Annotated in this window: 23 protein-coding genes; 8 read left to right on the top strand and 15 right to left on the bottom strand. The window is 61.9% G+C overall.

The features are described 5' to 3' along the window. Nucleotides 1–2 precede the first annotated feature (2 nt). From NATTI_RS0104470 to NATTI_RS0104455, 4 genes are read left to right on the top strand one after another with little or no spacing between them, the layout of a single operon-like run. Nucleotides 3–638 (top strand): DUF7288 family protein, encoded by a 636-nt coding sequence (locus NATTI_RS0104470; RefSeq protein WP_019991632.1) that lies wholly within the window; start codon nucleotides 3–5, stop codon nucleotides 636–638. After that, a complete protein-coding gene (locus tag NATTI_RS0104465) occupies nucleotides 632–1,096 on the top strand; it encodes a hypothetical protein (protein ID WP_006089248.1) in 465 nt (154 codons plus the stop codon). Before NATTI_RS0104470 ends, NATTI_RS0104465 begins: the two co-directional genes overlap by 7 nt. Beyond that, the gene (locus tag NATTI_RS0104460) at nucleotides 1,093–1,584 is read left to right on the top strand and encodes a DUF7266 family protein (RefSeq protein ID WP_006089249.1); all 492 of its coding nucleotides are present in this window, start codon (nucleotides 1,093–1,095) and stop codon (nucleotides 1,582–1,584) included. Before NATTI_RS0104465 ends, NATTI_RS0104460 begins: the two co-directional genes overlap by 4 nt. Then, on the top strand, nucleotides 1,581–2,387 hold the full coding sequence (locus NATTI_RS0104455) for a DUF7289 family protein (RefSeq protein WP_006089250.1): 807 nt from the start codon (nucleotides 1,581–1,583) through the stop codon (nucleotides 2,385–2,387). The genes NATTI_RS0104460 and NATTI_RS0104455 overlap by 4 nt, the downstream gene beginning before the upstream one ends. Nucleotides 2,388–2,421: 34 nt before the next feature. Here the strand turns inward: NATTI_RS0104455 and NATTI_RS0104450 are convergent, their stop codons facing one another. The 9 genes from NATTI_RS0104450 to NATTI_RS0104410 form a co-directional block, all read right to left on the bottom strand. After that, nucleotides 2,422–3,729 (bottom strand): hypothetical protein, encoded by a 1,308-nt coding sequence (locus NATTI_RS0104450; RefSeq protein WP_006089251.1) that lies wholly within the window; start codon nucleotides 3,727–3,729, stop codon nucleotides 2,422–2,424. A gap of 117 nt (nucleotides 3,730–3,846) precedes the next feature. Further along, on the bottom strand, nucleotides 3,847–4,695 hold the full coding sequence (locus NATTI_RS0104445; protein ID WP_006089252.1) for a CheR family methyltransferase: 849 nt from the start codon (nucleotides 4,693–4,695) through the stop codon (nucleotides 3,847–3,849). Beyond that, complete coding sequence (locus NATTI_RS0104440; protein WP_006089253.1) at nucleotides 4,692–5,213, bottom strand: chemotaxis protein CheD; 522 nt, start codon at nucleotides 5,211–5,213, stop codon at nucleotides 4,692–4,694. The genes NATTI_RS0104445 and NATTI_RS0104440 overlap by 4 nt, the downstream gene beginning before the upstream one ends. Continuing rightward, a complete protein-coding gene (locus tag NATTI_RS0104435; protein ID WP_006089254.1) occupies nucleotides 5,210–6,469 on the bottom strand; it encodes a chemotaxis protein CheC in 1,260 nt (419 codons plus the stop codon). Before NATTI_RS0104435 ends, NATTI_RS0104440 begins: the two co-directional genes overlap by 4 nt. Continuing rightward, nucleotides 6,466–7,071, bottom strand: coding sequence for a chemotaxis protein CheC (locus NATTI_RS0104430; RefSeq protein WP_027119055.1), 606 nt, complete (start codon nucleotides 7,069–7,071; stop codon nucleotides 6,466–6,468). The genes NATTI_RS0104435 and NATTI_RS0104430 overlap by 4 nt, the downstream gene beginning before the upstream one ends. Nucleotides 7,072–7,105: 34 nt before the next feature. Then, nucleotides 7,106–10,636, bottom strand: coding sequence for an Hpt domain-containing protein (locus tag NATTI_RS0104425; RefSeq protein ID WP_006089256.1), 3,531 nt, complete (start codon nucleotides 10,634–10,636; stop codon nucleotides 7,106–7,108). Further along, nucleotides 10,629–11,876, bottom strand: coding sequence for a chemotaxis-specific protein-glutamate methyltransferase CheB (gene cheB / locus NATTI_RS0104420; RefSeq protein WP_006089257.1), 1,248 nt, complete (start codon nucleotides 11,874–11,876; stop codon nucleotides 10,629–10,631). The genes NATTI_RS0104425 and cheB overlap by 8 nt, the downstream gene beginning before the upstream one ends. Beyond that, the gene (gene cheY / locus NATTI_RS0104415; protein WP_006089258.1) at nucleotides 11,873–12,235 is read right to left on the bottom strand and encodes a chemotaxis protein CheY; all 363 of its coding nucleotides are present in this window, start codon (nucleotides 12,233–12,235) and stop codon (nucleotides 11,873–11,875) included. The genes cheB and cheY overlap by 4 nt, the downstream gene beginning before the upstream one ends. A 142-nt stretch (nucleotides 12,236–12,377) precedes the next feature. Next, a complete protein-coding gene (locus NATTI_RS0104410) occupies nucleotides 12,378–13,178 on the bottom strand; it encodes a chemotaxis protein CheW (protein ID WP_006089259.1) in 801 nt (266 codons plus the stop codon). Between the two features lie 147 nt (nucleotides 13,179–13,325). On the opposite strand from NATTI_RS0104410, the gene NATTI_RS0104405 reads away from it, so the two are divergent. Further along, nucleotides 13,326–13,784 carry a chemotaxis protein CheW gene (locus tag NATTI_RS0104405; RefSeq protein ID WP_006089260.1) on the top strand — a complete coding sequence of 153 codons (459 nt, stop codon included), beginning with the start codon at nucleotides 13,326–13,328 and terminating at the stop codon, nucleotides 13,782–13,784. An 86-nt stretch (nucleotides 13,785–13,870) separates the two neighbouring features. Here the strand turns inward: NATTI_RS0104405 and NATTI_RS0104400 are convergent, their stop codons facing one another. The 4 genes from NATTI_RS0104400 to NATTI_RS25990 all read right to left on the bottom strand — a co-directional run bounded on the left by NATTI_RS0104400 (nucleotide 13,871) and on the right by NATTI_RS25990 (nucleotide 17,331). Further along, nucleotides 13,871–14,644, bottom strand: a complete 774-nt coding sequence (locus tag NATTI_RS0104400; RefSeq protein ID WP_006089261.1) for a DUF5803 family protein — start codon at nucleotides 14,642–14,644, stop codon at nucleotides 13,871–13,873. A gap of 1 nt (nucleotide 14,645) precedes the next feature. Then, nucleotides 14,646–15,341 (bottom strand): DUF2110 family protein, encoded by a 696-nt coding sequence (locus NATTI_RS0104395; RefSeq protein ID WP_006089262.1) that lies wholly within the window; start codon nucleotides 15,339–15,341, stop codon nucleotides 14,646–14,648. After that, nucleotides 15,341–15,865, bottom strand: a complete 525-nt coding sequence (locus tag NATTI_RS0104390; RefSeq protein WP_006089263.1) for a transcription factor TFIIE subunit alpha — start codon at nucleotides 15,863–15,865, stop codon at nucleotides 15,341–15,343. The genes NATTI_RS0104395 and NATTI_RS0104390 overlap by 1 nt, the downstream gene beginning before the upstream one ends. Before the next feature lie 125 nt (nucleotides 15,866–15,990). Further along, nucleotides 15,991–17,331, bottom strand: a complete 1,341-nt coding sequence (locus NATTI_RS25990; RefSeq protein ID WP_027119054.1) for an RNA-guided endonuclease TnpB family protein — start codon at nucleotides 17,329–17,331, stop codon at nucleotides 15,991–15,993. A gap of 138 nt (nucleotides 17,332–17,469) precedes the next feature. Between NATTI_RS25990 and NATTI_RS0104380 the strand changes: the two genes are divergently transcribed. Then, entirely contained in the window at nucleotides 17,470–18,462 is a 993-nt protein-coding gene (locus NATTI_RS0104380) for an MBL fold metallo-hydrolase (RefSeq protein WP_006089266.1), read from the top strand. 38 nt (nucleotides 18,463–18,500) lie between these two features. Here the strand turns inward: NATTI_RS0104380 and NATTI_RS0104375 are convergent, their stop codons facing one another. Further along, complete coding sequence (locus NATTI_RS0104375; RefSeq protein ID WP_006089267.1) at nucleotides 18,501–18,734, bottom strand: hypothetical protein; 234 nt, start codon at nucleotides 18,732–18,734, stop codon at nucleotides 18,501–18,503. Nucleotides 18,735–18,939: 205 nt separating this feature from the next. On the opposite strand from NATTI_RS0104375, the gene NATTI_RS0104370 reads away from it, so the two are divergent. After that, nucleotides 18,940–19,608, top strand: a complete 669-nt coding sequence (locus NATTI_RS0104370) for a hypothetical protein (protein ID WP_006089268.1) — start codon at nucleotides 18,940–18,942, stop codon at nucleotides 19,606–19,608. 10 nt (nucleotides 19,609–19,618) lie between these two features. Here NATTI_RS0104370 and NATTI_RS0104365 read toward each other — a convergent pair whose 3' ends face one another. Further along, nucleotides 19,619–20,167 (bottom strand): tRNA (cytidine(56)-2'-O)-methyltransferase, encoded by a 549-nt coding sequence (locus NATTI_RS0104365; protein ID WP_006089269.1) that lies wholly within the window; start codon nucleotides 20,165–20,167, stop codon nucleotides 19,619–19,621. 210 nt (nucleotides 20,168–20,377) lie between these two features. On the opposite strand from NATTI_RS0104365, the gene NATTI_RS0104360 reads away from it, so the two are divergent. After that, entirely contained in the window at nucleotides 20,378–20,860 is a 483-nt protein-coding gene (locus NATTI_RS0104360; RefSeq protein WP_006089270.1) for a cupin domain-containing protein, read from the top strand. Nucleotides 20,861–20,947 lie beyond the last annotated feature (87 nt).

Below are 20,947 nucleotides of genomic sequence, written 5' to 3'. Positions count from 1 at the left end.
TCATGCGAGACAACACTACAACTGATCGTGGACAGGCCTACACCCTCGAGGGATTCATTAGCGCGATGGTTGTTCTGATGGCACTCCTGTTCGCGCTACAATCGATCGTCATCACGCCGACAACAGGCGGACTAGCAGATCGGACGGTCGAAGCGCAGATGCAACAGGAGACCCAGGACGCGCTGATGATCGCTGCAACGGCGGACGAGGACAAGAAGAATCTCTCCGAAATGATCCGCTACTGGGATCACGAAGATGAGGAGTTCCAGAATGCCGACGATAACGGTCAAGGAGACTATCAAGCAACTAGTGATTCTGACTCGGAATTTTACGACGAGTTCGTGCTTGGCGAGATTATGGTCGATCGATTCACAGAGAGTGGCATGAGCTACAACGTCGAACTCGTCTACTGGAACGGGAGCCAGGGTGAGTATGAAAGTGAGGATCTCGTCTACCAGGGTGAATCAGAGTCCGTAACGGCGAGCTACACCGTTACACTGTACGAAAACGATAGTTTGACCACAGATTCCAATATGAACATCAGTGATGAAGACGCGAACTATCCAATTCCCCCAGCGAACGATGACGAAGACGCTGTGATCTACAACGTCGTGGAGGTCCGTATATCAATATGGTGAGTGATGATTCGTTCACGCCGAGATGCAATAATGATCAGCAGACAGACGACACACCGGACCGCGGTCAGGTAATTCTCATCGGTGCCATCACACTCGCGTTCATTATCCTCGGCGTTGTCGTCATCTTCAACGGCGTCCTCTACACTGAGACGCTCTCGTCGGCCGATACGGGTCAAAGTGCGACTACGGCAGAGAAGACCGAACTCGAGATTACCCAGGGAATCGGTTGTCTTCTCGAGAAGACAGAAGGGGACAGTAGCCAAGTCGAAGAGAACATCACGGCATTTGCGGGAACGTACCAGAATTCGACAGCTCATTCGAGTCCAACAGCAGTACATATCGATGTTACCGAAGGTGATATCTATCCCGGAGAAAATGCGACAGTCGATATAACGTACGACTCAACTGATCTCAGTTACGAGCAGAATCGGACGATCGAAGCGGGGTGCCCATCATGATCGGTCCAGCACGCGAGACCGACCGCGGGATGTCCGTTGCGCTCACTCACGTCCTGACGATCGCGATCACGACGATCCTTATCGCGATGCTGCTGCTGGCCGGTAATGCGATGCTGGATTCGCAAACGGAGCGATCGACCGAAACTTCGCTCGAGACCGTCGGCGAGCGACTCGCCGGTGAAATCGACAATGTCGACCGGATTGCGGCAGACGAAAATGACGACGTGACCCTCGTCGCGGACCATCCGCGAACGATTTCGAACTCTCAGTATACCGTCGAGTTACTCGAGAACTGTCGCGACGACGAGGCTCCCCTCATCCACAATAGTAGACCTTGCCTCGAGCTGTCATCACACGATGTCGACGTGACGGTCCACGTCCCAATTGCGGTCGAAAGAGAACTCGAAGGGAATTCGGTAACGGGTGGATCGATTGAGATCACGTACGATAGTGACGATGGAATCACGCTCGCTGGTGGTGACCGATGATCGATCGGCGAGACGGTTCGAGTCCGAACACGCGATTCGACGATCGAGGCGTTTCCGAAGTGGTCGCGTTCGTGCTCGTCTTCGGGATGATCCTCGTCTCGGTCGGGCTACTGTACACCGTCGGCTTTCAGGCGATGCACGACTATCAGGAGAACGAACAGCTCAAAAATGCCGAGCGAGCGATGGACGCGCTCTCGGACAATTTCAACGACGTGCTGCGCTACAGCGGCGTCGATCAGCGCTACGGCGAGATTTCGATGCGGGAGGGAACGGTGACGACGAGTGGTGACGGGACGACGCTCAATATAACAATTGACGACGATCCGGTCGTGGACCAATTAGATGAGTACAACCCCGACAATGATCTGATCAATCTGGGCGAGTTCAGATACCACGACGGCGGCGAATCGGTCGCCTACGAGGGTGGCGGACTCGTCCGTGCGGATGAGACCGGGAGCGCCGTCCTAAAACAGCCACGAATCACCTGTAACGGAAACGAAGAGGATGACGGGACGGCGATCATTTCACTGGTCAGTATCACCGGTGGAGACCACTCGATACGGAGTAGCGAGGGACTCGGCGTCACGATGAGCGTCGATGAGAGATATTCCACCGTTATTGACGTTGATGATGGCGATGCGATCTCGATCGAGGCCAACAGTGCGGACGGTCAGTACGACACTGCGTGGGAATCCGCTCTCAAGAGTAACGGCTGGGAGTGGGACGACGATGAAGACGAGGGGACGTGCGATGGCATCGACCGACTTGTCGTAACAATCGTCGAAACTGAAATTGCGTTCTGATCTCGAGACCCTTTTCAGACTGCTCGAGCCAACCTCACTCCTCCCAGTCACCGGTCAACATCGCCCGCAAGCCGGCTCGAGCCACCAGCGCGTCGACACGCGCCGCACGCTCGTCGGTGTCGCCGGCCGTCTCGAGGTAGAGTCCGTTCGATAGCTGCTGTGGCTCGGACATGGGCGTCCCGTCGGGGTGAGTCGGCGACTCATGCAGGACGGCGCGTTCGTCTTCATCTTCGTCGGGATGCCAGGGGACGGTGACGCCCGAGAGCCCCCGCTGGAAGAGGTACTCCGCGGTGGCGACGAGCGCTTGGTCCGCACTCGAGTGACCGATCGCGCCGACCGAGCCGCGGTCGTTGAAGAACCGAACGACGTACTCACCGTCGCCTTCGGACTCGGTTTTGTCGTCCGTATCGTCGGACGAGTGCGCCACATCTGAGTCGGTGGGTTCGGACTCCGTGCTGGCTCCGGCGTCGGCTACGGAGTCGGACTCGGTCGCGTCGGCTGCCCTCGAGTCCGTCCCGTCGGTCCGTGCCTCGTCGGCTTCCCCCGATGACGTCGACTCGTCGGTTCGGTCACGCTGTATGTAGCCCTCGCCCAGCGATGTCGAGCGTTCGCCAGTCGACCCGTCCGGCTTGGCTCCCGAAGCCGATGGATCGGAGAATTCGACCGAGACATCGTCGCTGCCGGCCGAGTCGAGTTCCGCGACGGCACCGCCGGACCCTCCGTCCGCGAACGAGGCGACGAGTTGCTCGAGAAAGCGATCGGCTGCGGACTCGAACTCGCTCGCGTAGGCCTCACCTTGTTCGGTAGCGTCCGTCAACTCGTCGACGATCGCCTCGGCCAGATTCGATCGTTCGATAGCGAGTTGGCGAGCGACGAACTCCCGAGAGTGGCGCTCAAGGGACCGACCGACGGCGTCGTGCGTGTAGTGAGCGATGGCCGATTCGTGATCCGACAGAGAGGAGAGCCGACAGGCCAGCCGTTCGACGTCGGTCGTCCCGGCGAGCAGGAGGTAGTCGCGGCCGTCGGTGTAGATCGCCCGGTCGATCCCCGTCCACGCCATCGTCTCGAGCAAGGCGACGGCGCGAGACTTCTCGAGGGAGTCACCGAAGGGATCGACGGCGACGAGCATCGCGGGCACGCCGTCGACCGAACAGACGTACTCGAGACGGGTCCCGTCGACGATCGTATCGGTCAGACACGAGTCGGCGTGGACGTCCCAACCCAGCGTCTCGAGGAGGGGATCGACGAGCCAGGTGCGCGTTTCCCGACGCGTCGACGGCGGCGTCGAGTCAACGAGCGCACGTGACCGGGTGACGTACGCGTCGAGATCGAGTACACTCATCTACGGTGGTATTCGGCGTACCGGTATGTAAGCATCCGTGTGTCTTTCAGTGGCCGGAACGTCGCCCACCACGAGCGGCCGAAACGCGGTCGAGTTGGTCGGTGCGGTAGCCGACAGTTACGTATTGGACTGCGATTGCTCCCGCGAGAGTCGATTCGTCTCCAGGGGCTCTCGGTGGTAGATCCGAAGTCGGGCGTCACGAACGGAAAAAGCGGACTTCAGGGTCGGTGGGATCGTCTCTGCCTTACCGATGACGAGGTAGCCGTCCTCCCGAAGCGATCTGGCGATCGTTCGGAGCATCGGCTCTTTGTACTCGTTGTCGATGTAGATGAACAGGTTCCGACAGATGACGAGATCGAATCCCGTCTTCGGGTCGTCGTTGATCAGGTCGTGGCGCTCGAACTCTACGGTCCCTTTGACCTCCTCTGCGATCCGGTAGATTCGGTCGTCCTGTTCGACGTAATCGGTATACTCGTCGAGAAACGAGAGCTGATCGTCGAAGTCAACGGTTCGGGACTCCTCGTAGACGCCGTTTCGGGCCGTCTCGAGTGCGGGTTCGCTGATGTCGGTGCCGAGGACCCGGATGGATGACTCGTCGATGTCGGGATCATCGTGTGCGAGCATCGAGACGGAGTACGGTTCGCGACCGTCGGCACAGGCCGCACTCCAGACGCGGACCGTCTCGTTGGACTCGGTGAGCGACTGGAGGACCTCGCGGATCCCGGCCCAGACATCTGGATTTCGGAAGAAACCGGTGACGTTGATGCTCATCGCTTCGAGCAGGGCCTGCTGTTCGTCGGCATCGGCCCGCAGCAGTTCGAGGTAGTCGGCGTAGGTATCGCTTCGGGTCCGGCGCATGCGCGAGGAGACGCGTCTATCGAGGTAGCTGTCGTTGTAGTGGCTCGTCGCGAACGCCAGTTCGTCCTCGACGAACGTGAGGAGGGCATCGAACGCGTCGTCGGTCACAGTTCCGTCACTCCGTTCTCGGCGCGTTCGTCGGCGGTTTTGACGACGAGCGATCCCGTACCTGGGGTGAACTCGACGGTTCGCCCGTACTCGCCGCCGACGTCTTCGGCGACAAGGGGAACGCCGAGTTTCTCGAGTTCCTCCTTCGCAGCGACGATATTTCGCTGTCCGACGCCGTCGCCGAAGCTCTCGAACTCGAACATGTCACTGCCGCCCGCGATCTTCGACTCGACGGTGGTGTAGCTGGCACCCTGTTCGACCATCCGTCGCAGCAGCGCACGGATCGCCGTATCGGCGTACTTGCCCGGTTTCCGGTCGCTGTTATCGGCGGCGTCGCCGTCCGGCAGCATGACGTGGGCCAACCCGCCGATGTCGCTGTCCGGATCGTACAGTGCAACCGCGAGACACGAGCCCAGCCCGTAGGATTTCAGCGTATCGTCACCTTCGCTGACGACCAGTTCGGAGATGCCGACCTGGACCGGCGTCGGCGCGCCCGGTTCGGATCCGTACGTCTTCATGAGTTCTCGAGTTCCTGGAATTCTGCCGTCGTCGGCGTCTCTTCGATCCGATCGACATCGAGGTTGTTCAGCGCACGTTCGAGGTCGTTTTCGTCGGGGATCGCGTACACCTCACAGTCGAACTCTCGACCGTCGGCCATCACGACCGTGTCGAAGACGAACGCGAACTCCTGATTCTCCCCGAGCTGGATGATCACGGGGTCGACCGCTGCGGCACCCATATCGTGGATGAATTCCGGCGTCGAGTGGTCGATCGTCGTGTCGAGGACGTTCGCCCAGCCGTCGAGGAAGCCACTCGCCATGATGTTGCCCAGTTCCTTGATCGCGCTCGTTCCCATCTCGCCGAAGCCGTCTTCGTCGACCTCCATGGGAACCATCGCGTCGACGATCTCGTGAGCGGACTCCTCGTCGAACAGGAAGAGCAGATAGCCGCTGGGCATCCCGTCGAACTCGAAGGCGACGCCGACCAGCGTCTCGTCTGCGACCTGTTCCGGAATCGCCTCGAGCGAGACGAAGTTCAATCGTCGAATCTCGACGCTGGTGTCGATGCCGGTCAGCGTCGTCGCCGTCTTGGCGACCTCCTCGGCACCGCGTTCGGCCATTCGGTCGAAGCCGTCGAGTTTGTCGTACTCGATACCGCCGCTGGTCCGCAGGCGCTCGAGGAGTGCGGCCATCGACTCTCGCTTCGGGAAGAGGTAGTGGCTGAAGCCGACTTCGGTGCCGACGGTCTCGATGCTGCTCTGGAAGAGCAAGGCGAGATCGTCCTGGTCCGGCGTCTCGTCGATGTCGGCGAAGAAGGGCTCGGCCGTGACGCCCTCGACGAACTCGGGCGTCGAGACGTCGATGACGGTCTCTAAGACGTCGGCCCAGCCGTCGATGAACCCACTGTTCATGATGTGGCCGACTTCGGTGACAGCGCTCTGTGTCATCTCGTCGAACTCGCCCGCTTCGACGTCGATATCGGTCTTCGAATCGGATTCCGCGAGCAGTGTTTCGACGACTCGAAGCGCGTTCTCGCGCTCGAAGACGACCATCGAGTAGCCCTCGATAGCGCCGGTGAGCTTGACGCGGACGGCGACTTTCTCGTTTGCGTCCTCGAAATCGCGACGAATCTCGCGGCCGCGCATGAAGTTGAGCTTCGTAACGCCGACCTGTGTCTCGACCTCCGTCATGTGGGTCAGTCGACCCGCGGCTAGCCCGGCACCTTCCCGGGCCATTCGATAGAACGTTCCGAGTGCGTTGACGTCGAGTTTCATGCGGGTTGGACTTCGATGCCGTTGACCATTTCGACGAACTCCTCGAGATCGGGGAACGCGTAGATTTCGGCCTCGATCTGGTAGCTCGGAACGGTCAGATCCGAGTCGAAGAACAGTGCGAGATCGTCGCCGCCGAGCCCGGCCGTCCGAGTGACGATGTCTCCCGTCGGTGCGTAGACGAGCTGTGGAGCCGCGATGTCGATCGCGCGGCCGAGGACGTCCGCCCAGCCGTCGATGAAGCCACTCGCCATCATGTTCCCCATCTCCTCGACGGCACTTCGGGCCATCTTGCCCGAGACGTCGCTCATATCGTCGACGACGTCGCGCAGCATGATCGCCGTGATCTTCTTCGCGCTCGCTTCGGGGAAGAGGATGAGAATGTGCCCGTGTGGCGGATCGAGCAATCGAACGCGAACGCCGACGCGTTTGCCGGCGTCGAGTTGGGACTCGATGTCGTCGACGTCGACGAAGTTCGTCTTCGTCACCTCCATCTGGGCGTTCTCGCCGGTTAGTTTACTCATGTTATCGGCGACGCCGTTCGTCCCGACCTTTGCCATTTCGTTGATGAAACTCAGCTTTCGAATGTCAACCATTAGCGTCATTGGTTCCTCCGTGGGTATGGGTATTCGTTCATTGTTATAGTGTCGTCACGTCAAGAATATTGACTACTTCCCCCCGTCCCCGTACCGTCGCTCCGCTGAGCCCCGGAATGTCGCTCATGAACCCTTCGAAGGGTTTGACGACGACTTCCTGTTGGCCGTGGACGTGATCGCAGTGGAGCGCGACCGGCCGAACGTCGTTTCGAATGCGGACGAGCATGCCGTCCCCGTTCGCACCGGCTCGAGGCGTCTCGAGAGTCTCGTCGAGGCGAACGACCGGGTACTCGTCGGTACCGTCGGCCAGGACGGGTTCGCCATCGACCGTCTTCAGTCGGTCCGCGGGTTCGATGTCCAGGACGGTCTTCGTCGGGACGCCGAACTCCTCGCCGCCGCACTCGACGAACAGGATGTCGTCGATCGCGACCGACACGGGAAGCGTCATCGTGACGCTCGTTCCCTCGCCGGCCTCGCTATCGATCGCGACGGTCCCCTCGAGGTCCTCGATCGTCCGTTTGACGACGTCCATCCCGACCCCGCGGCCGCTGACGTCGGTCACCTCGTCGGCCGTCGTGAGCCCAGGGTGGAAGATCAGTTCATAGGCCTCTTGGTCCGGAAGCTCGGCGGCTTCGTCTTCGGTGAGGATCTCGGCTTCGACGGCCTCCGAGCGGAGGCGGTCGGGATCGAGCCCACTGCCGTCGTCTTCGACCGTGATCGTCACGCGGTCGCGCGACCGAGTGGCGTTGACCTCGACAGCCCCGTCACGGGGCTTGTCTGCGGCCTCACGCGCTTCCGGTGGTTCAACACCGTGATCGACGGCGTTGCGAACCAGGTGGATCAGTGGATCGCCGATCCGATCGAGGATACTCCGGTCGAGTTCGATGTCCTCGCCGGAGATCTCGAATTCGACCTCCTTGTCCTGATCGCGTGCGATGTCCCGGACGACTCGCGGCAGGCGGTTCGTCACCGTCTGCAGCGGGACGAGTCGGACGTCCATCACGGTCTCTTGGAGCTCCGTCGTCAGATCCTCCAGGTCGTCGAGTTCCGTCTCGAGTGCCCCGGTGTCTTCGCTCTCGGTCACCGCGTGTCGGAGCCGAACCCGACTCGTGACCAACCCTTCGACGAGCGTGAGCAGCGAGTCGATCTGTTCGACATCGACGCGAACGGATTGTATCTCGTCGGTCTGCTCGTCGGCGTCGGCTCGCTGGTCCGTCTCCGGAATCGAAAGCTCCGGTACCTCGAGCGTCGGTTCGTCGACCCGACGGACGACGTCCTCGTCCGCGTCGGCATCAGTCTCGGCGGCAGCGTCGTCGAACGAGGTGGCCGTCGTCTCGCTCTCCGACGAACTCGACGCTGTCGCATCGAATTCGTCGTCGCTGCCGAACGTATCGTCGACCGGTGTCGCCGAGATGTCACCGAACGGGTCACCGTCGTCCGCATCGGCGAAGTCGGCATCGTCGCCGAAGGCGTCGTCGAACGCGTCATCGTCGAACACGTCGCTGTCCAACTCGTCGTCGAACGCATCATCGTCGAACACGTCGCTGTCCAACTCGTCGTCGGCGAACGGATCCGCGTCCGAGCCGTCGTCGAACGACATCGTCGAATCGAAGTCGTCCTCGAGAGCGGTCCCAAAGTCGTCCTCGACCTCGGTTTCTTGGTCCGATTCGGCTGTCGCGTCCGCGTCGTCGAGTCCGTCCGCAGCGTCGGCGGTGATAGCTTCGCCGTCGTCCGCTGTGCCGATTGGCTCTTCGTCGCCCGCCTCGACCGAGGACGGGGCGTCGTCGGATACGTCGACTGATTCGGTTGCTTCCGACTCCAACGGTGGCGATTCGGTTTCGGTAGCCACGTTGGATTCGCTCTCGTCTCCATCGTCGAACGTAGCGTCCGGTTCGGAACCGACAGCGGTCTCGGATTCGGTGTCCGATTCGGCGTCTGCATCTATCTCGGATTCAACTTCGATCTCCGATTCAGCGTCGGCAGCCGCCTCGAGTTCGTCGTCCACGAATTCGGTATCCGAATCGGAATCGATCTCGGATTCGGCGACGGCGTCCGCCTCGAGGCCGGCTGCTGGTTCGGCTTCGACTGGCGGCTCCGAATCTGTTGGCTCCGACTCCGGTGTCGATCCGTCGTCGACTGCGATATCGCTGTCGTCGGACTCGAGACCAGTATGGCTCTCGAGGTCGGTCTCCGTCGCATCGTCCGCTGGCGACGAATCGCCCTCGTCCTCCGCCGTCGTCGCTTCCGGCGTCACAACTGCCGAGTCGGACTCGTCATCCGACTCGACCAGCATGTCGTCGATGGCAGCCTCGGTCGGCTCCTCGTCGTCGAGGAACGAGGTGTCATCGATGTCGACCTCGTCGCCGATGAGTTCGTCCATCTCGACCTCGTCGTCGTCGTCGAACTCGTCGAACTCGAGCTCGTCGAGTTCGTCCTGCAGTTCGTCGAAGCCGACCATCTCGACTTCGTTTTTGAGTTCGTTGAAGACGGCGTTCGCGTCGTCGACATCTTCTTCGTCGGCCGGTGCGGCCGAATCTTCGGATTCGGTTCCCGGATCCGGCTCCGCGCTGGCTTCGACGGTCGACTCGGTTGCCGGCTCGTCGTCGACGGCCAGATCGTCCTCGAGGAGGTCGTCGAACGTCCCGGCGTCGCCCATATCGTCGAATGCGTCGAGTTCGTCGTCACCGACGTCCTCGACCATCTCGTCTAAGTCGTCGAACTCGTCGAACTCGTCGAGGAGTTCGTCGACCTCGAGATCCTGGGCTTCTTCCGAAGAAATCGCCTCACCAGGCTGGGCAGACAGTCCGTCGCCGCCCGACTCCGCGTCGGCCGCGCTCGCTGCGGCAGCAACGCGTTCGAACTGCTCGGTCACGTTGACGAGTTCGAACTCGTCGACCTCCTCGACCGGCTCGAGACCGGAGGTAATCGCGGTCTCGCCGACGGCGCTGCCGAAGACGGCGTCGAACTGTCCGCCGTACGCGTCGGCTTCGATCTCCGCGCGCGGTGGCTCGGTGCCGATGAGATCGAACGCGTCGATCAGCGCGTCGACGACGAGTTCGCCGTTGTTGACGCCCTCGCGGTCCGCGATATCGAGTCGGACCAGGTAGGCGTCGTGTTCGTCGTCGGCCGGCGGCTCGAACCGCTCGAGGACGGCTTCGATTTCGCTCGTCGTCGGGATGCCGATCCCGGCCGAATCGATGCCGTCGTCGAGGTGCTCGCGGAGCGCCTCGATCGTCGCCGTCGGGTCGGTGTCGATCTCGCCGTCGGCCGACACCTCGTCGACCATCGTCTCGAGTTCGTCGACGGCGTCGAAGATAACGTCCATCAGTTCGGGCGTCACCTCGAGTTCGTCCCGCCGGACGGCGTCGAGGAGGTCCTCGATCGCGTGTGCGAGATCGCTCGCCGACTCGAGTCCCATCGCGCCACAGTTGCCCTTGAGCGTGTGTGCGACCCGGAAAATGTTCTCCATCGCGTCGTCGTCGGTCGGATCACGCTCGAGCGTGAGCAACGCGTTGTTCAGCTCCGTAATTCGTTCTTCGCTCTCCTGAACGAAGTCGGTTAGATAATCACTCATCGGTCTCACCGTCCGTGTCGAACGCGTCGACGATCGTCTCGACGAGTTCGGTTGCGGGTGCGATATCGTCGACATAGCCCGTCTGAATAGCCTGACAGGGAATGCCAAAGACCGGACTCGTCGCTTCGTCCTGTGCGATGGTGTGCCCGCCGGCGGTCTTGATCGCCTCGATTCCCGCGGCTCCGTCACGGCCCATACCGGTCAGCACGACGCCACAGAGCGGGTCGACGGCCTTCTCGGCTGCCGACTGCATCGTTACATCGATCGCCGGCCGCACGCCGTGGATCCGCTCGCCGTCGTCGAGTCGAACGCGGAGGCGGCCGCCGACGTTGTTGACGACCTCGAGATGGGCGTTGCCGGGAGCGATCGTCGCCTCGCCGGCGCGAACCGACTCTCTGTCGCCTGCTTCGCGAACGTCGTATTCGCTGAGCCGATTGAGGCGCTCGGCGAACCGTTCGGTAAAGCCCTCGGGCATGTGCTGGACGACCAGCACTTTCGCCCCGAGATCGGCAGGGAGTCGCTCGAACAGCCCCTCGACGATCTTCGGGCCGCCGGTCGAGGCCCCGAGGACGAGGGTCGGATCGTCCGCGTAGTCGCCCTCGAGTTCGATCGGTCCCGGATCGTCGTCGGGTTCACTCTCACTGCCGGCTCGGGATCCCGGACCGAACGAGCGCCGGGCATCGGGACCGGCCGGTCGATTCGTCGTCGATCCGCTACCGACCTCGAGGCCGCCTCGCGAGTCGGCTCCGGCTCCGGCGACTGCCCGTCCCGTGGCCACGTCGCGGTCCGCTCGGTTCGTTCGCGTCGCGTACGCGGACGCGGAAGCACGAGCGAGTGCGATCGAGGACACGTTCGCGTCCGCGAGTTCGTCGACCTTCGCGACGACCTCACTGCTGAGTTCGGTGAGCGTTCGCCCGTCGGAGCCGTCGGGTTTGTGGAGGAAATCGATCGCGCCCCGCTCGAGAGCATCGAGCGTCGTCTCCGTTCCCTGCTCAGTATGAACGCTCAGCATGAGGATCAGCGTCGGGTTCGTCGCCATAATTCGCTCGACAGCGTCGATACCGCCCAGTTCGGGCATCTCGACGTCCATCGTGACGATGTCCGGATCGTACGCGGCGGCCGTTTCGATCGCTTCCGACCCGTTCGTCGCGGTCTCAACGTCGTAGCCAGCCTCCGTGAGTGCGTTGCCGACGACTGTCCGCATGAACTGTGAGTCGTCGACAACGAGTACTCGCGTCATGCAGTCGCGACGTCTGTGAGAGCCTTTCTGACGCTGGGTTCTTCGAACGGTTTCGTCACGTAGCCGTCCGCACCAGCTTTCACGGCAAGTTTCATTTTCTCACGCTGCCCGACGCTCGTACACATGATGACTCGGGCGTCCGGATCGATCTTCTTGATCGCTGCGGTCGCCTTGATGCCGTTGCACTTGGGCATCACGATGTCCATCATCACGATATCGGGGTCGTGTTCTTTGTACAGTTTGACTGCTTCGGCGCCGTTGGACGCTTCTCCGAGAATGCGGTAATCCTGTTCCAAAATTTGGCTCAGAAGATTCCGCATAAAATGAGAATCGTCCACGATGAGCACCCCTGTCGACATTCAGTAGTACACCAAACGCTGATAGAAATACAACTACCATAAATGCTGTCTCTCGATTATCAGTCATGATAAACGTTGAATACGGGGCAAAGAACCCGTTCAGACGACGACCTCGTGAAAGCGCTATTTCGACCTCAGTCGACTACGGTCGCTGTCCGGACGCCAACAGCAGAGTCTCGACGTCGAGTAGCGGCGTGCCGTCGACGACGACTTCCCGGGTCGGTCCGTCGCCGACCTCGGCTGGCTCCGGCGGGGCCGACTCGTCGGTCTCGAGTTCGAAAGTCTCCCCGACGGCGGATCCGGGACCGTTCTGTGACTCTCCGTCCGGTGGCGACAGTGTGGTGACACCGCCAGAATCGGGCTCGCCGCCGGTTTTGGACCCAACGGACGTCTCCGGCTGACTCGAGGAGACGAGTCGGTCGACGTCGGGGGTCGCCTCGCGTTCCTGTTCGATGAGGGCCACCACGAGCGGGTGGGCGAGTGCATCGCCCGAAAGCGGGGATTCCTCTAGCGACTCTTCGTCGTGAACGTCGCTCACGGGAACCGTTTCGACGCCCATCACGTCGTCGACCCGGATCGCCACTGACTGCTGATCGGCCGGCCGGTCGAACACCAACAGCCGTTCCCGTCCGACCTGATCGTCGGTCGCGAGACCCGGAAAGTGAACGTGTGGGTCGATCACGGCAGTGATCTCTCCCCGAAGGTCGATCATGCCCTCGACGGCGTCGGGGGACCGCGGGACCCGCGTTACCTGTTCGGAGACGTTGGCGAGCGTTCGAACCGCGTCGACCGGCAGCGCGAATCGGTGTTCACCTAGCCCGAAGTAGACGAACTGTTCGAGTTCCTCTTGCTCCTCGTCCGGGCCGTTCGCGTTCCGACGATCAGGGTCGTCGGCGTCGTCGATATCGATTCCGAGAAGTTTTTCGGAGAGATCCGGTACCATGTTCTTGCTCGTCCATCACATTCCAACACTAAAACGTTGACTCCCACGGCGCGTCACACCGCGCTGGTTGTCGTCACCACACGACTACTCGTTCCGGATCGGCGAACCCGAACTGTTTATTTTACCGCTGCTAAATTTCGTAGCAGCATGGCATCGGCGACAACGCCCGACGATTCCGACGACCCCGTTACCGTTCTTACCTTCGATCTCGAGGACGACCGATACTGCGTCAGAGCCGACGCCGTCGCATCCGTCTTCGGCGTGGCGGACGACGAGTCTATGGCGACGGCGGACGACCCGTGGAACGCCGGGTCGGTCTCGGTCGGCCGCGAGCGAGTGCGGGTCGTCGACCTCCCGCGGGCGTTTGCCTCGTCGGCTCGAACGACGGCTCGCGTCGCGGAGCCGAAACTGCTCGTCTTTCGCGTTACCGACGTCGACGACGCCTACTACGGCTGGCTCGTCGATGATGTCGACATCACGCGGACGATCCAGCCGAGCGATCTCGAGCCGACGCGAATGGGAGGCCATATGCCCCACGTCAAGGGACACCTCGAGATCGACGGCGAGGACGTTATCTGGCTCGACGAGCAGGCAATTCACGGCTAACGCTCGTCATCGGAGCTGTGTACTGGGAAAGTAGGCCGAGTCGGTTCACGTCGGTACCGAACGAAGTGACGGGTGGGTCGCCGGACTCACTTCATGCCCGGCGGCGGCCCGTCGTTGGAATCGTCGTCGATGTCGACGTCTAACCCCATCTCCTCGCGCTGTTCCCGGAGTCGCTTGACCTTCCGGTAGTAGTACGCGATCCCGATGCCGCCGACGGTGGTGACGACCGCCACCAGACCGATGAACAGCGGGATGTCGCGGGTGAGGTAGTACTGCAAGTTGAGCGTACTATCCACTTCGTCCCAGGTGAGTCGTTCCCGGTCGTCGACGACTTCCCGTTCGTAGCCGCTAGGATTGACATCGCCGAAGAGGAAGGCGGTGGTCCGGTGCCCTTCGGGAATCGTCACCTCGTAGGAACCCTCGACGTAGGCCGGCAGCGTGAACGACTTGCGGTCGGCGTCGCCCGAGAACGCGATCGTTCCGTTGCCGTCCGGAACCCGGATATCGGTACTCGTCTGGCTCTGATCGACGTCCAACTCCGAGCCCGTCACCTCCGTCCCGTTAGGATACCAGTAGCGGACGCTGTGGATGTCGAGCGCCCGATCGCTGTAGATGTTGGATCTGTACAGCGAGAGCGACTCTCTGTCTTCTAAGTCGTAGACCGCGCGAAACTCGCCACTGCTGATCAGGCTCCCGCTCTCGAGGTCGATAGCGACGTCGGCGTCGCTATCCCGGAGATCGTCGTACTCCTGCTCTTGGTCGAGGTCCTCGTCGGAGATACCGCCGAAGACCATCGAGCAACCGGCTAGGCCGACGAGCAAGCCGACCGCGAGCACCGCGAGAACGAGCCGTCGATTCATATTATGGGACGACACAGCGGAGTTCCGCCGGGAGGTACTCGCCGACGCTCGCCAGCAGGCCAGGTGGGTCGGTGTCCTCGGGGCAGATTACACTCTGCTCGAGGAGTCCGAGCCGCTCGACCGTGACGTAGTCCTGGGCGTGGCCGGCACGATTGAGCGTCGCCCGAACCTCCGCGCGGGTCGCGCTGTTGACATTGAGTCGGCCGTTTCCGCGGGTCCACTCGTAGAGGCGGTCCTGTTCTTCCTCGGCGAGTCGCGGCGGGTCGCCGCCGTCGTCGCCGTTACCGGTGCCGTAGACGAACCGCAGCGGCAGGTGCTGAACCAGTCCGTACCGTTCGCGGATCTGGATCGGCGAGCCCGGACCCAGGCCGAGTTCCTCGGCCGGAATCCGGACGCCCTCGCCCTGGCCGGCGTCGAGCACGAAGCCGTCCTCGTCCCACGTCTCGAGCGTGCCAACGTAGGTCTCGCCGGGCTCTAGGTCGGGGACGATCTCGCCGAACTCCTCGCGGAGGACGTTGCGCGCGACGGTGGCGTCCTCCCCTTCGATCGTGACGCTCGGAAAGTCGTCGTGGCGGATACCGATCTCGAACTCGACGTCGAGATCGCCAATTTCGTTGTTCACGAGCGAGCGCAGCGAGTCCAGCGCGCGATCGCGAGCGTCGCCTTCGATATAGAGTTTGGTTGCGAGAACTACCATTAGGCGTCCGCGTCGATGTTAAGTTCGTCCTCGAGCGAGTCGAGGCGGTCGTCCATCGAGTTGACGAGGCGGTCGTTGTCCATCGATTCCAGCGGCGAGCCACACTCGGGGCATTCGAAGCCGAAGTCCATCGCCTCGCCGAACTCGAAGCGGATGGAACAGATCTCACAGAGGTAGAATTCGTGGTTTCGCTCGTACTCCCGACGGTCTTCTAAGGCGTCGTGGAGCCGATACATCTCCTCCTCGAGATTCTCCGGGATGTTGCCGTACTCGAACGTCCAGAGATAGGTGAGCCACCCCGAATCCTCGTCGCGCAGCCGCCGGTAGGTGGCCAGATCGTTCTCGTACAGGATAAACAGCGCCCGCCGCACGTCGTTCAACTCGAGATCCAGATCCTCCGCAAGCTCCTCGTCGGTCACTTCCCCGTCAGGCGGCGCGGCCGCGACGGGCATCCCCTTGGGACCGACCAGCTCGTGCAAGTACTTCTGGATGACTGGATCCTCGAGCAGGTCCTCAAAAGCCATTACCTACGTGTAACGGCATGGAGCCATTAAAGCTTGTCAACTGCTCCGCGCACGGCGCCCGGTTCGACCCGGCGTGCCGTCTTGCGGTGAAGTACCGCGCGCACGGTGGCGCGGGGCGTCCGTGTTTAGTCCTGTACTGCTGGCGCAACGGACTTTAATTCCTCTCGCACTCGACTCTGCGAGTCTTGCGCCGACGTTCCGTGTCGGTGAACACCCGAACCCAAAACAGGTCCGTGAGAGTCGGTCGCTCCACCACGACCCGATGCCGCCCATCTCACCTTCCACACCCGTGGAAGGGTTTCGAGAGACGGCACATTTCCATCTTGCTTTCCAAACCACTCCTGCACTACACAAACCGCCGCCTTCCGATCAGCATGATCCTGAAATCCACACTCACCGCATTTAAACCGCTTCTTATAACGGTTCGACCGAGAGGTATGCTGACACTCAGTCCGTGGACACTGCTGACTCGTATATTCCGGGTCAACATCATCCGACGGAATACCGTTCCATGCGGCTTTATACGACACCATATCTCGGAGTGCGGCGAAGGGCAGGCTGTGTAGGCGGCGGTTCATTCGCGTTCCGTAGTCGATTGAGTCTCGCATGTCTTTGAGGTCTTCAAAGACAATAATCGGGTCCGTGAACTGCGACACCCAATTAACTACCTGACGCGACACCTTGTGCAGACAGTCGTGAACATAGTCGCGTTCCTCGGTCTGCACGACCAAATCAAATGCTGTCTGTCCGACTTTCTGCATCCGCTTCCGTTTTGTGAAGAACTCGTGGCGTTGTTCTTTGATTTCAGGGTATTCAATCACCACTGAGTCCATTACTGAGCCGTTTCGATTCATCGCAGCAAGAGCAACGCAATCCTCGTTCACATCCACACCAACGATTGTGTCTGCATCTGTTTTACTGGCGACTTTGTGGTATTCGTGTGTGACGGTGACATGCAGTCGCCATTCGTCATGTTTGTAGATGACTTCAGCGGTTCCAACGCGCCAGTCATCGTATGTGAGGGCGGTTCGCACCCGGTCGAAATGCTCTGGATTACCACGAAGTTCGCCTTTGACGTGGTTGCGTGGGGCAGCACTGATACGGAACCGAATCGTATCATCATCTTCGAGGAAAAGTCGGTACCCTTCTTTATGGTTCATGACCATCGGGTACAGTCCGTCGATGTATGGGTATGGTCGGCCCCAATTGTTGTCTTTGTTGTCGTGGTAGGTTTCGATTTCACCGAGGGCTTTGTCTACGATGAGTTGACTGGTGTTTTTAACGTGATCCGCATTGTCCACGACGACAGATTTGAGTTCTTTCCAGTCCCAGCCTTGTTTATCGAGGCGGTTGGTTTCGTTACGGATGCGTCGGGCTTCGAGACAGCTGTCTTGCAAGTCGTCGGCACTCCCCGTGTCAATGTCTAATCCGAACGACAGGGTTTGGGTGAGTTTGGACGACTGCACTGTATTCGGGTACGGTTCAGTGATTGATAAAGTACGGGTTAGACGCGCTTCACCCCCGACCACGGTGGGTCGGGGTACTCGCGCTACTTCTTATATAGAGAGTAACATTCACCTTTCCGGACCGCCGTCTTCGAGTCAATGGATACCGACGCCGAAGGCGCCTGTCGGAGCGATCGGGTTTTTTCGACGATTCATCGCCTCGAGTTCGACGTGCCGTGGCCCCCGAAACACGTCGCCGCGTACGTGATCGACGGGCCCGAACCGATCCTGGTCGACGCCGGCACGCCGACCGATGCTGGCGAATCCGAACTCGAGAACGAACTCGAACGCGCCGGCTACGCCGTTCGCGATATCGACCACGTGCTCGTCACACACGCCCACAGCGACCATCTCGGACAGGCCGGCACGCTGCGGGACGCCGGCGCGACGATTCACGCGCCGCGGGCGGCCCTCGAGCGACTCGAGCGGGACCCCGAGACGGTCCGCGAGACGGTACGCGAAACCGCGCGGTCGGTGGGGTACGCCGACGAAAAGGGCGAAGAGATCGTCGACGAGGAACTCGAGTCGCTGCGGCGCGACGTCGACCTGCTCGACCCGGCGAGTACCGAGCCGATCGACCCGAACGCCACGTTTTCGGTCGGTGACCGCGAGTTTCGATCGCTGGCGACGCCGGGTCACGAACTGAACCACCTGAGTTTCGAGACGGCACTCGAAGGGGCGACCGTCCTCCTCTCCGGCGACGCCCTGATCGAGCCCTTCCGCGCCGGGACGTTCCACGCCGGTATCGACTGGGACACCTACGACGGCGTCGACCGATACTACGACGCGATGGATCGGCTGCTGGAGACGACGGCGACCCACGCCTTCCCCGGCCACGGGCCGACGTTCGAGGATCCCCATCGGGTCGTCGGCCTCACGCGAGAGCGACTCAATAGCCTGGTCGCGGAGACCGAAGCGGCGCTCGCCGCAATCGAACCCGCGACGCCGCTGTCGGTCGCGGAGGAGCGGGCCGGTAGCGTTCGCTACATGGCCCCCGTGTTGGATACGATGGGGGCGCTCGGGACGCTCGAGAGTCGGGACACCGTAACGTACGATCTCGAGGACGGCGTGCGATACTATCGAATGCGGTGAGGTGGTCCCTCGCCAGCCGACCTCAGGCGACTGTACCGTTACTCCGCCGAATCCGCATCCGACGCATCGTTTCTGTTCCGGAGCACGTTCCAGGTGACGGCGAGAAGCAAGACGACGAACGCCATCGCGAACCCGTAGAAGACGCCCATCGCGATCGATTCGAAAAGCGTGTGGCCGGTCGCGAGCAGGACGACTCCGTTGAGGACGGCGAGCGCCGGGGCGAGCATGAACCACTCGATCGGGGTCCTGGGCAGCGGCGAGTCTGAGTCCATATGCCTGCTGCGTTCGCAGGCGCTGAAAAGCTAGCCCTTCGTCGGTCGTTCGGGCCGCGATCCATTCGGGTCGCTGGTACTGCGGGCCGACCGGCGAGCAGATCTCCCGATCGATAGGGAGAACCGCTCCACATCGATTCTCGAGAACGGGGACGGCCACGTTTCCTCGATAGCGTTAAGAGCGGTAGTATCTACAATACTACAAATGGGCCACCAGTTCGCAGCACGACTTCGCGAGGAAATCGATACGACGGATCTCGTCGGTGCGGTCGTCCTCCTCGGCGTGCTCTACGCGCTCGGCCTCGAGTCCACCGCGATCGCGCTCGGCCTCGGAATCGTCGTCGGCGCACCGCTCGTTCGCGCGGTCGCTGATGCCGCGGGACTCGACAGCGAACCCGCGCTCGCGACCGTCCTCCTCGGCTCGATCGTCCTCGCCGCCGGCGGCTACGGTGTCCTGACCGACGGCTCCTGGCTCGGCCCGGCGCTCACCGTCGTCGGTGCCTGGATCGTACTCGACGGGATCGACGTGTGGCGAAACGGCAATCCTCCTGACGAGGGGAGCGAGGACGAGGCGGACATCTCGAACGACGAACTGCTCCTGATCGGGGAGCACAACCGCTGGCTGGTCGAGACGCTTCGCGAGGCCGATCGACCGCTCACCGCCGACGAGATCCAGTCGCGGACGGGGCTGACCGAATCCGACTTCGAGCGCCTCCTCGAGACTCACGGCGAGTCGGGGCCGATCGAACGGGTCGGCAACGGCTACGTGATCGACGAGAACGAGATGGGGGCCGTCGCGATGGTTCGACACGTCGTTCGGACGGTCGGCGGGCGAGTGCTCCGCCCGTTTCGTCTGTTCCGGCCGTCCGGTTGAGTCCGGTTCGTTACTCCTCGTCCGTCGACTCGACGCGCTTGCCCGTTTCCATCGGAATCACTTCTCGGTCCGCGCCCTCCCACTCGCGCTCGAGTTCGCGACCTTCGAACAGCCGGTCGAGAAAGACGGCCAGGCCGGCGACCTCGGAGTGGGGCTGGTTGGTGACGCCGACGTTCCAGTCGGCTTCCTCGTAGACATCGAACGGGACCTTCTCGGCCCCGACGACGACGAGGATGGGGTCGCCGTCCTCGCGGTGGGCCGCTCGAATGTCGCGCTCGACGTCCTGTACCTGCTCGCCGTACATCGTGAGGTGGACGACCCGTCCCTCCCAGTTGCGGATGATTCCCTGCGGCGAGTCGGTCAAATCGACCTCGAAGGGACCCCCGAATCGGTCGGTGATGTCCGCGACGGTATCTCTTGACTGGCCGGCGTTGTCGGGGACCCAGACGCGGTCGGCACCCAGCGCCCGCGCGGTTAGGCCGACGTGGGTCGTCATCCGCTCGTCTCGGCCGGGCCGGTGGCCGAGTCGGAGGACGGCGACCTCGCTGTCGTCGTGCATGCTCGAGTGGACTCCCGGGCGAGGTTAGGGGGTTTCGTTTTCGGGCCGCCCGCACCTCGAGCGAACCGGCAACCGTGGCGTCGTTGCGGGTCCGTTTGCAGGCTCGTGGTGTTGGCCGCAGTAAAACCGGTTACCACACGTGCCGAACGTTCGACGCCCGCGTCGGTTCCGGCAAAATCTTATATATTTGAACTCTTGTCGTGTTACAGTATGGAGAAGGTAAACGAGTCCGACCTCGCGTGGACCGAGTACGACCCCAATCCTAAAGACACCGCGTTCCGGCGCAAGGAGCTCTCGAGCGCCGTCGACGCCGACGAACTCGGCTGTAGCCTGTACGAACTCCCGCCGGGGATGCGCTCGTGGCCGTATCACTACCACACGGCCAACGAGGAGGCGTTGTACGTCCTCTCGGGGACGGGGCTGCTCCGAACTGCGGACGGCGAGGCGTCGCTGACGGCCGGCGACTTCGTCACCCTCCCGGCGGACGTAAGCGGCGGCCATCGAATCGTCAACGACAGCGAGGAGTCGCTCCGATACCTGATGGTCTCGACGATGAACGAACCAGATATCACCGTCTACCCCGAGATGGAGAAGTTCGGCGTCTTCGTCGGCTCACCGCCGGGCGGCCGCGACGAACGGACGTTCGACGGCTACTACCGAATCGACGACGACGTGGACTACTGGGACGAGTAACTGGCGCTCCGGTCGTCGATAAGCTTTTTCGGTCCCCTGCGAAAGGATCACGCAATGACCGATCTCGCACGCCGGTGGGTGACCGGG

The organism is Natronorubrum tibetense GA33 (genome assembly GCF_000383975.1).
In the GTDB taxonomy this organism is placed as follows: domain Archaea; phylum Halobacteriota; class Halobacteria; order Halobacteriales; family Natrialbaceae; genus Natronorubrum; species Natronorubrum tibetense.
This window is presented reverse-complemented; position numbering and strand designations above follow the sequence as displayed.

Coding starts and splice junctions, on each gene's coding strand:
- NATTI_RS0104450 (WP_006089251.1), bottom strand. CDS start 3,729: ATGAGTGTACTCGATCTCGACGCGTACGTCACCCGGTCACGTGCGCTC.
- NATTI_RS0104465 (WP_006089248.1), top strand. CDS start 632: ATGGTGAGTGATGATTCGTTCACGCCGAGATGCAATAATGATCAGCAG.
- NATTI_RS0104380 (WP_006089266.1), top strand. CDS start 17,470: ATGGATACCGACGCCGAAGGCGCCTGTCGGAGCGATCGGGTTTTTTCG.
- NATTI_RS0104470 (WP_019991632.1), top strand. CDS start 3: ATGCGAGACAACACTACAACTGATCGTGGACAGGCCTACACCCTCGAG.
- NATTI_RS0104410 (WP_006089259.1), bottom strand. CDS start 13,178: ATGGTACCGGATCTCTCCGAAAAACTTCTCGGAATCGATATCGACGAC.
- cheB (WP_006089257.1), bottom strand. CDS start 11,876: ATGACGCGAGTACTCGTTGTCGACGACTCACAGTTCATGCGGACAGTC.
- NATTI_RS0104400 (WP_006089261.1), bottom strand. CDS start 14,644: ATGAATCGACGGCTCGTTCTCGCGGTGCTCGCGGTCGGCTTGCTCGTC.
- NATTI_RS0104405 (WP_006089260.1), top strand. CDS start 13,326: ATGGCATCGGCGACAACGCCCGACGATTCCGACGACCCCGTTACCGTT.
- NATTI_RS0104360 (WP_006089270.1), top strand. CDS start 20,378: ATGGAGAAGGTAAACGAGTCCGACCTCGCGTGGACCGAGTACGACCCC.
- NATTI_RS0104460 (WP_006089249.1), top strand. CDS start 1,093: ATGATCGGTCCAGCACGCGAGACCGACCGCGGGATGTCCGTTGCGCTC.
- NATTI_RS0104425 (WP_006089256.1), bottom strand. CDS start 10,636: ATGAGTGATTATCTAACCGACTTCGTTCAGGAGAGCGAAGAACGAATT.
- NATTI_RS0104440 (WP_006089253.1), bottom strand. CDS start 5,213: ATGAAGACGTACGGATCCGAACCGGGCGCGCCGACGCCGGTCCAGGTC.
- NATTI_RS0104395 (WP_006089262.1), bottom strand. CDS start 15,341: ATGGTAGTTCTCGCAACCAAACTCTATATCGAAGGCGACGCTCGCGAT.
- NATTI_RS0104455 (WP_006089250.1), top strand. CDS start 1,581: ATGATCGATCGGCGAGACGGTTCGAGTCCGAACACGCGATTCGACGAT.
- NATTI_RS0104370 (WP_006089268.1), top strand. CDS start 18,940: ATGGGCCACCAGTTCGCAGCACGACTTCGCGAGGAAATCGATACGACG.
- NATTI_RS0104435 (WP_006089254.1), bottom strand. CDS start 6,469: ATGAAACTCGACGTCAACGCACTCGGAACGTTCTATCGAATGGCCCGG.
- NATTI_RS0104365 (WP_006089269.1), bottom strand. CDS start 20,167: ATGCACGACGACAGCGAGGTCGCCGTCCTCCGACTCGGCCACCGGCCC.
- cheY (WP_006089258.1), bottom strand. CDS start 12,235: ATGTCGACAGGGGTGCTCATCGTGGACGATTCTCATTTTATGCGGAAT.
- NATTI_RS0104430 (WP_027119055.1), bottom strand. CDS start 7,071: ATGACGCTAATGGTTGACATTCGAAAGCTGAGTTTCATCAACGAAATG.
- NATTI_RS0104390 (WP_006089263.1), bottom strand. CDS start 15,865: ATGGCTTTTGAGGACCTGCTCGAGGATCCAGTCATCCAGAAGTACTTG.
- NATTI_RS0104375 (WP_006089267.1), bottom strand. CDS start 18,734: ATGGACTCAGACTCGCCGCTGCCCAGGACCCCGATCGAGTGGTTCATG.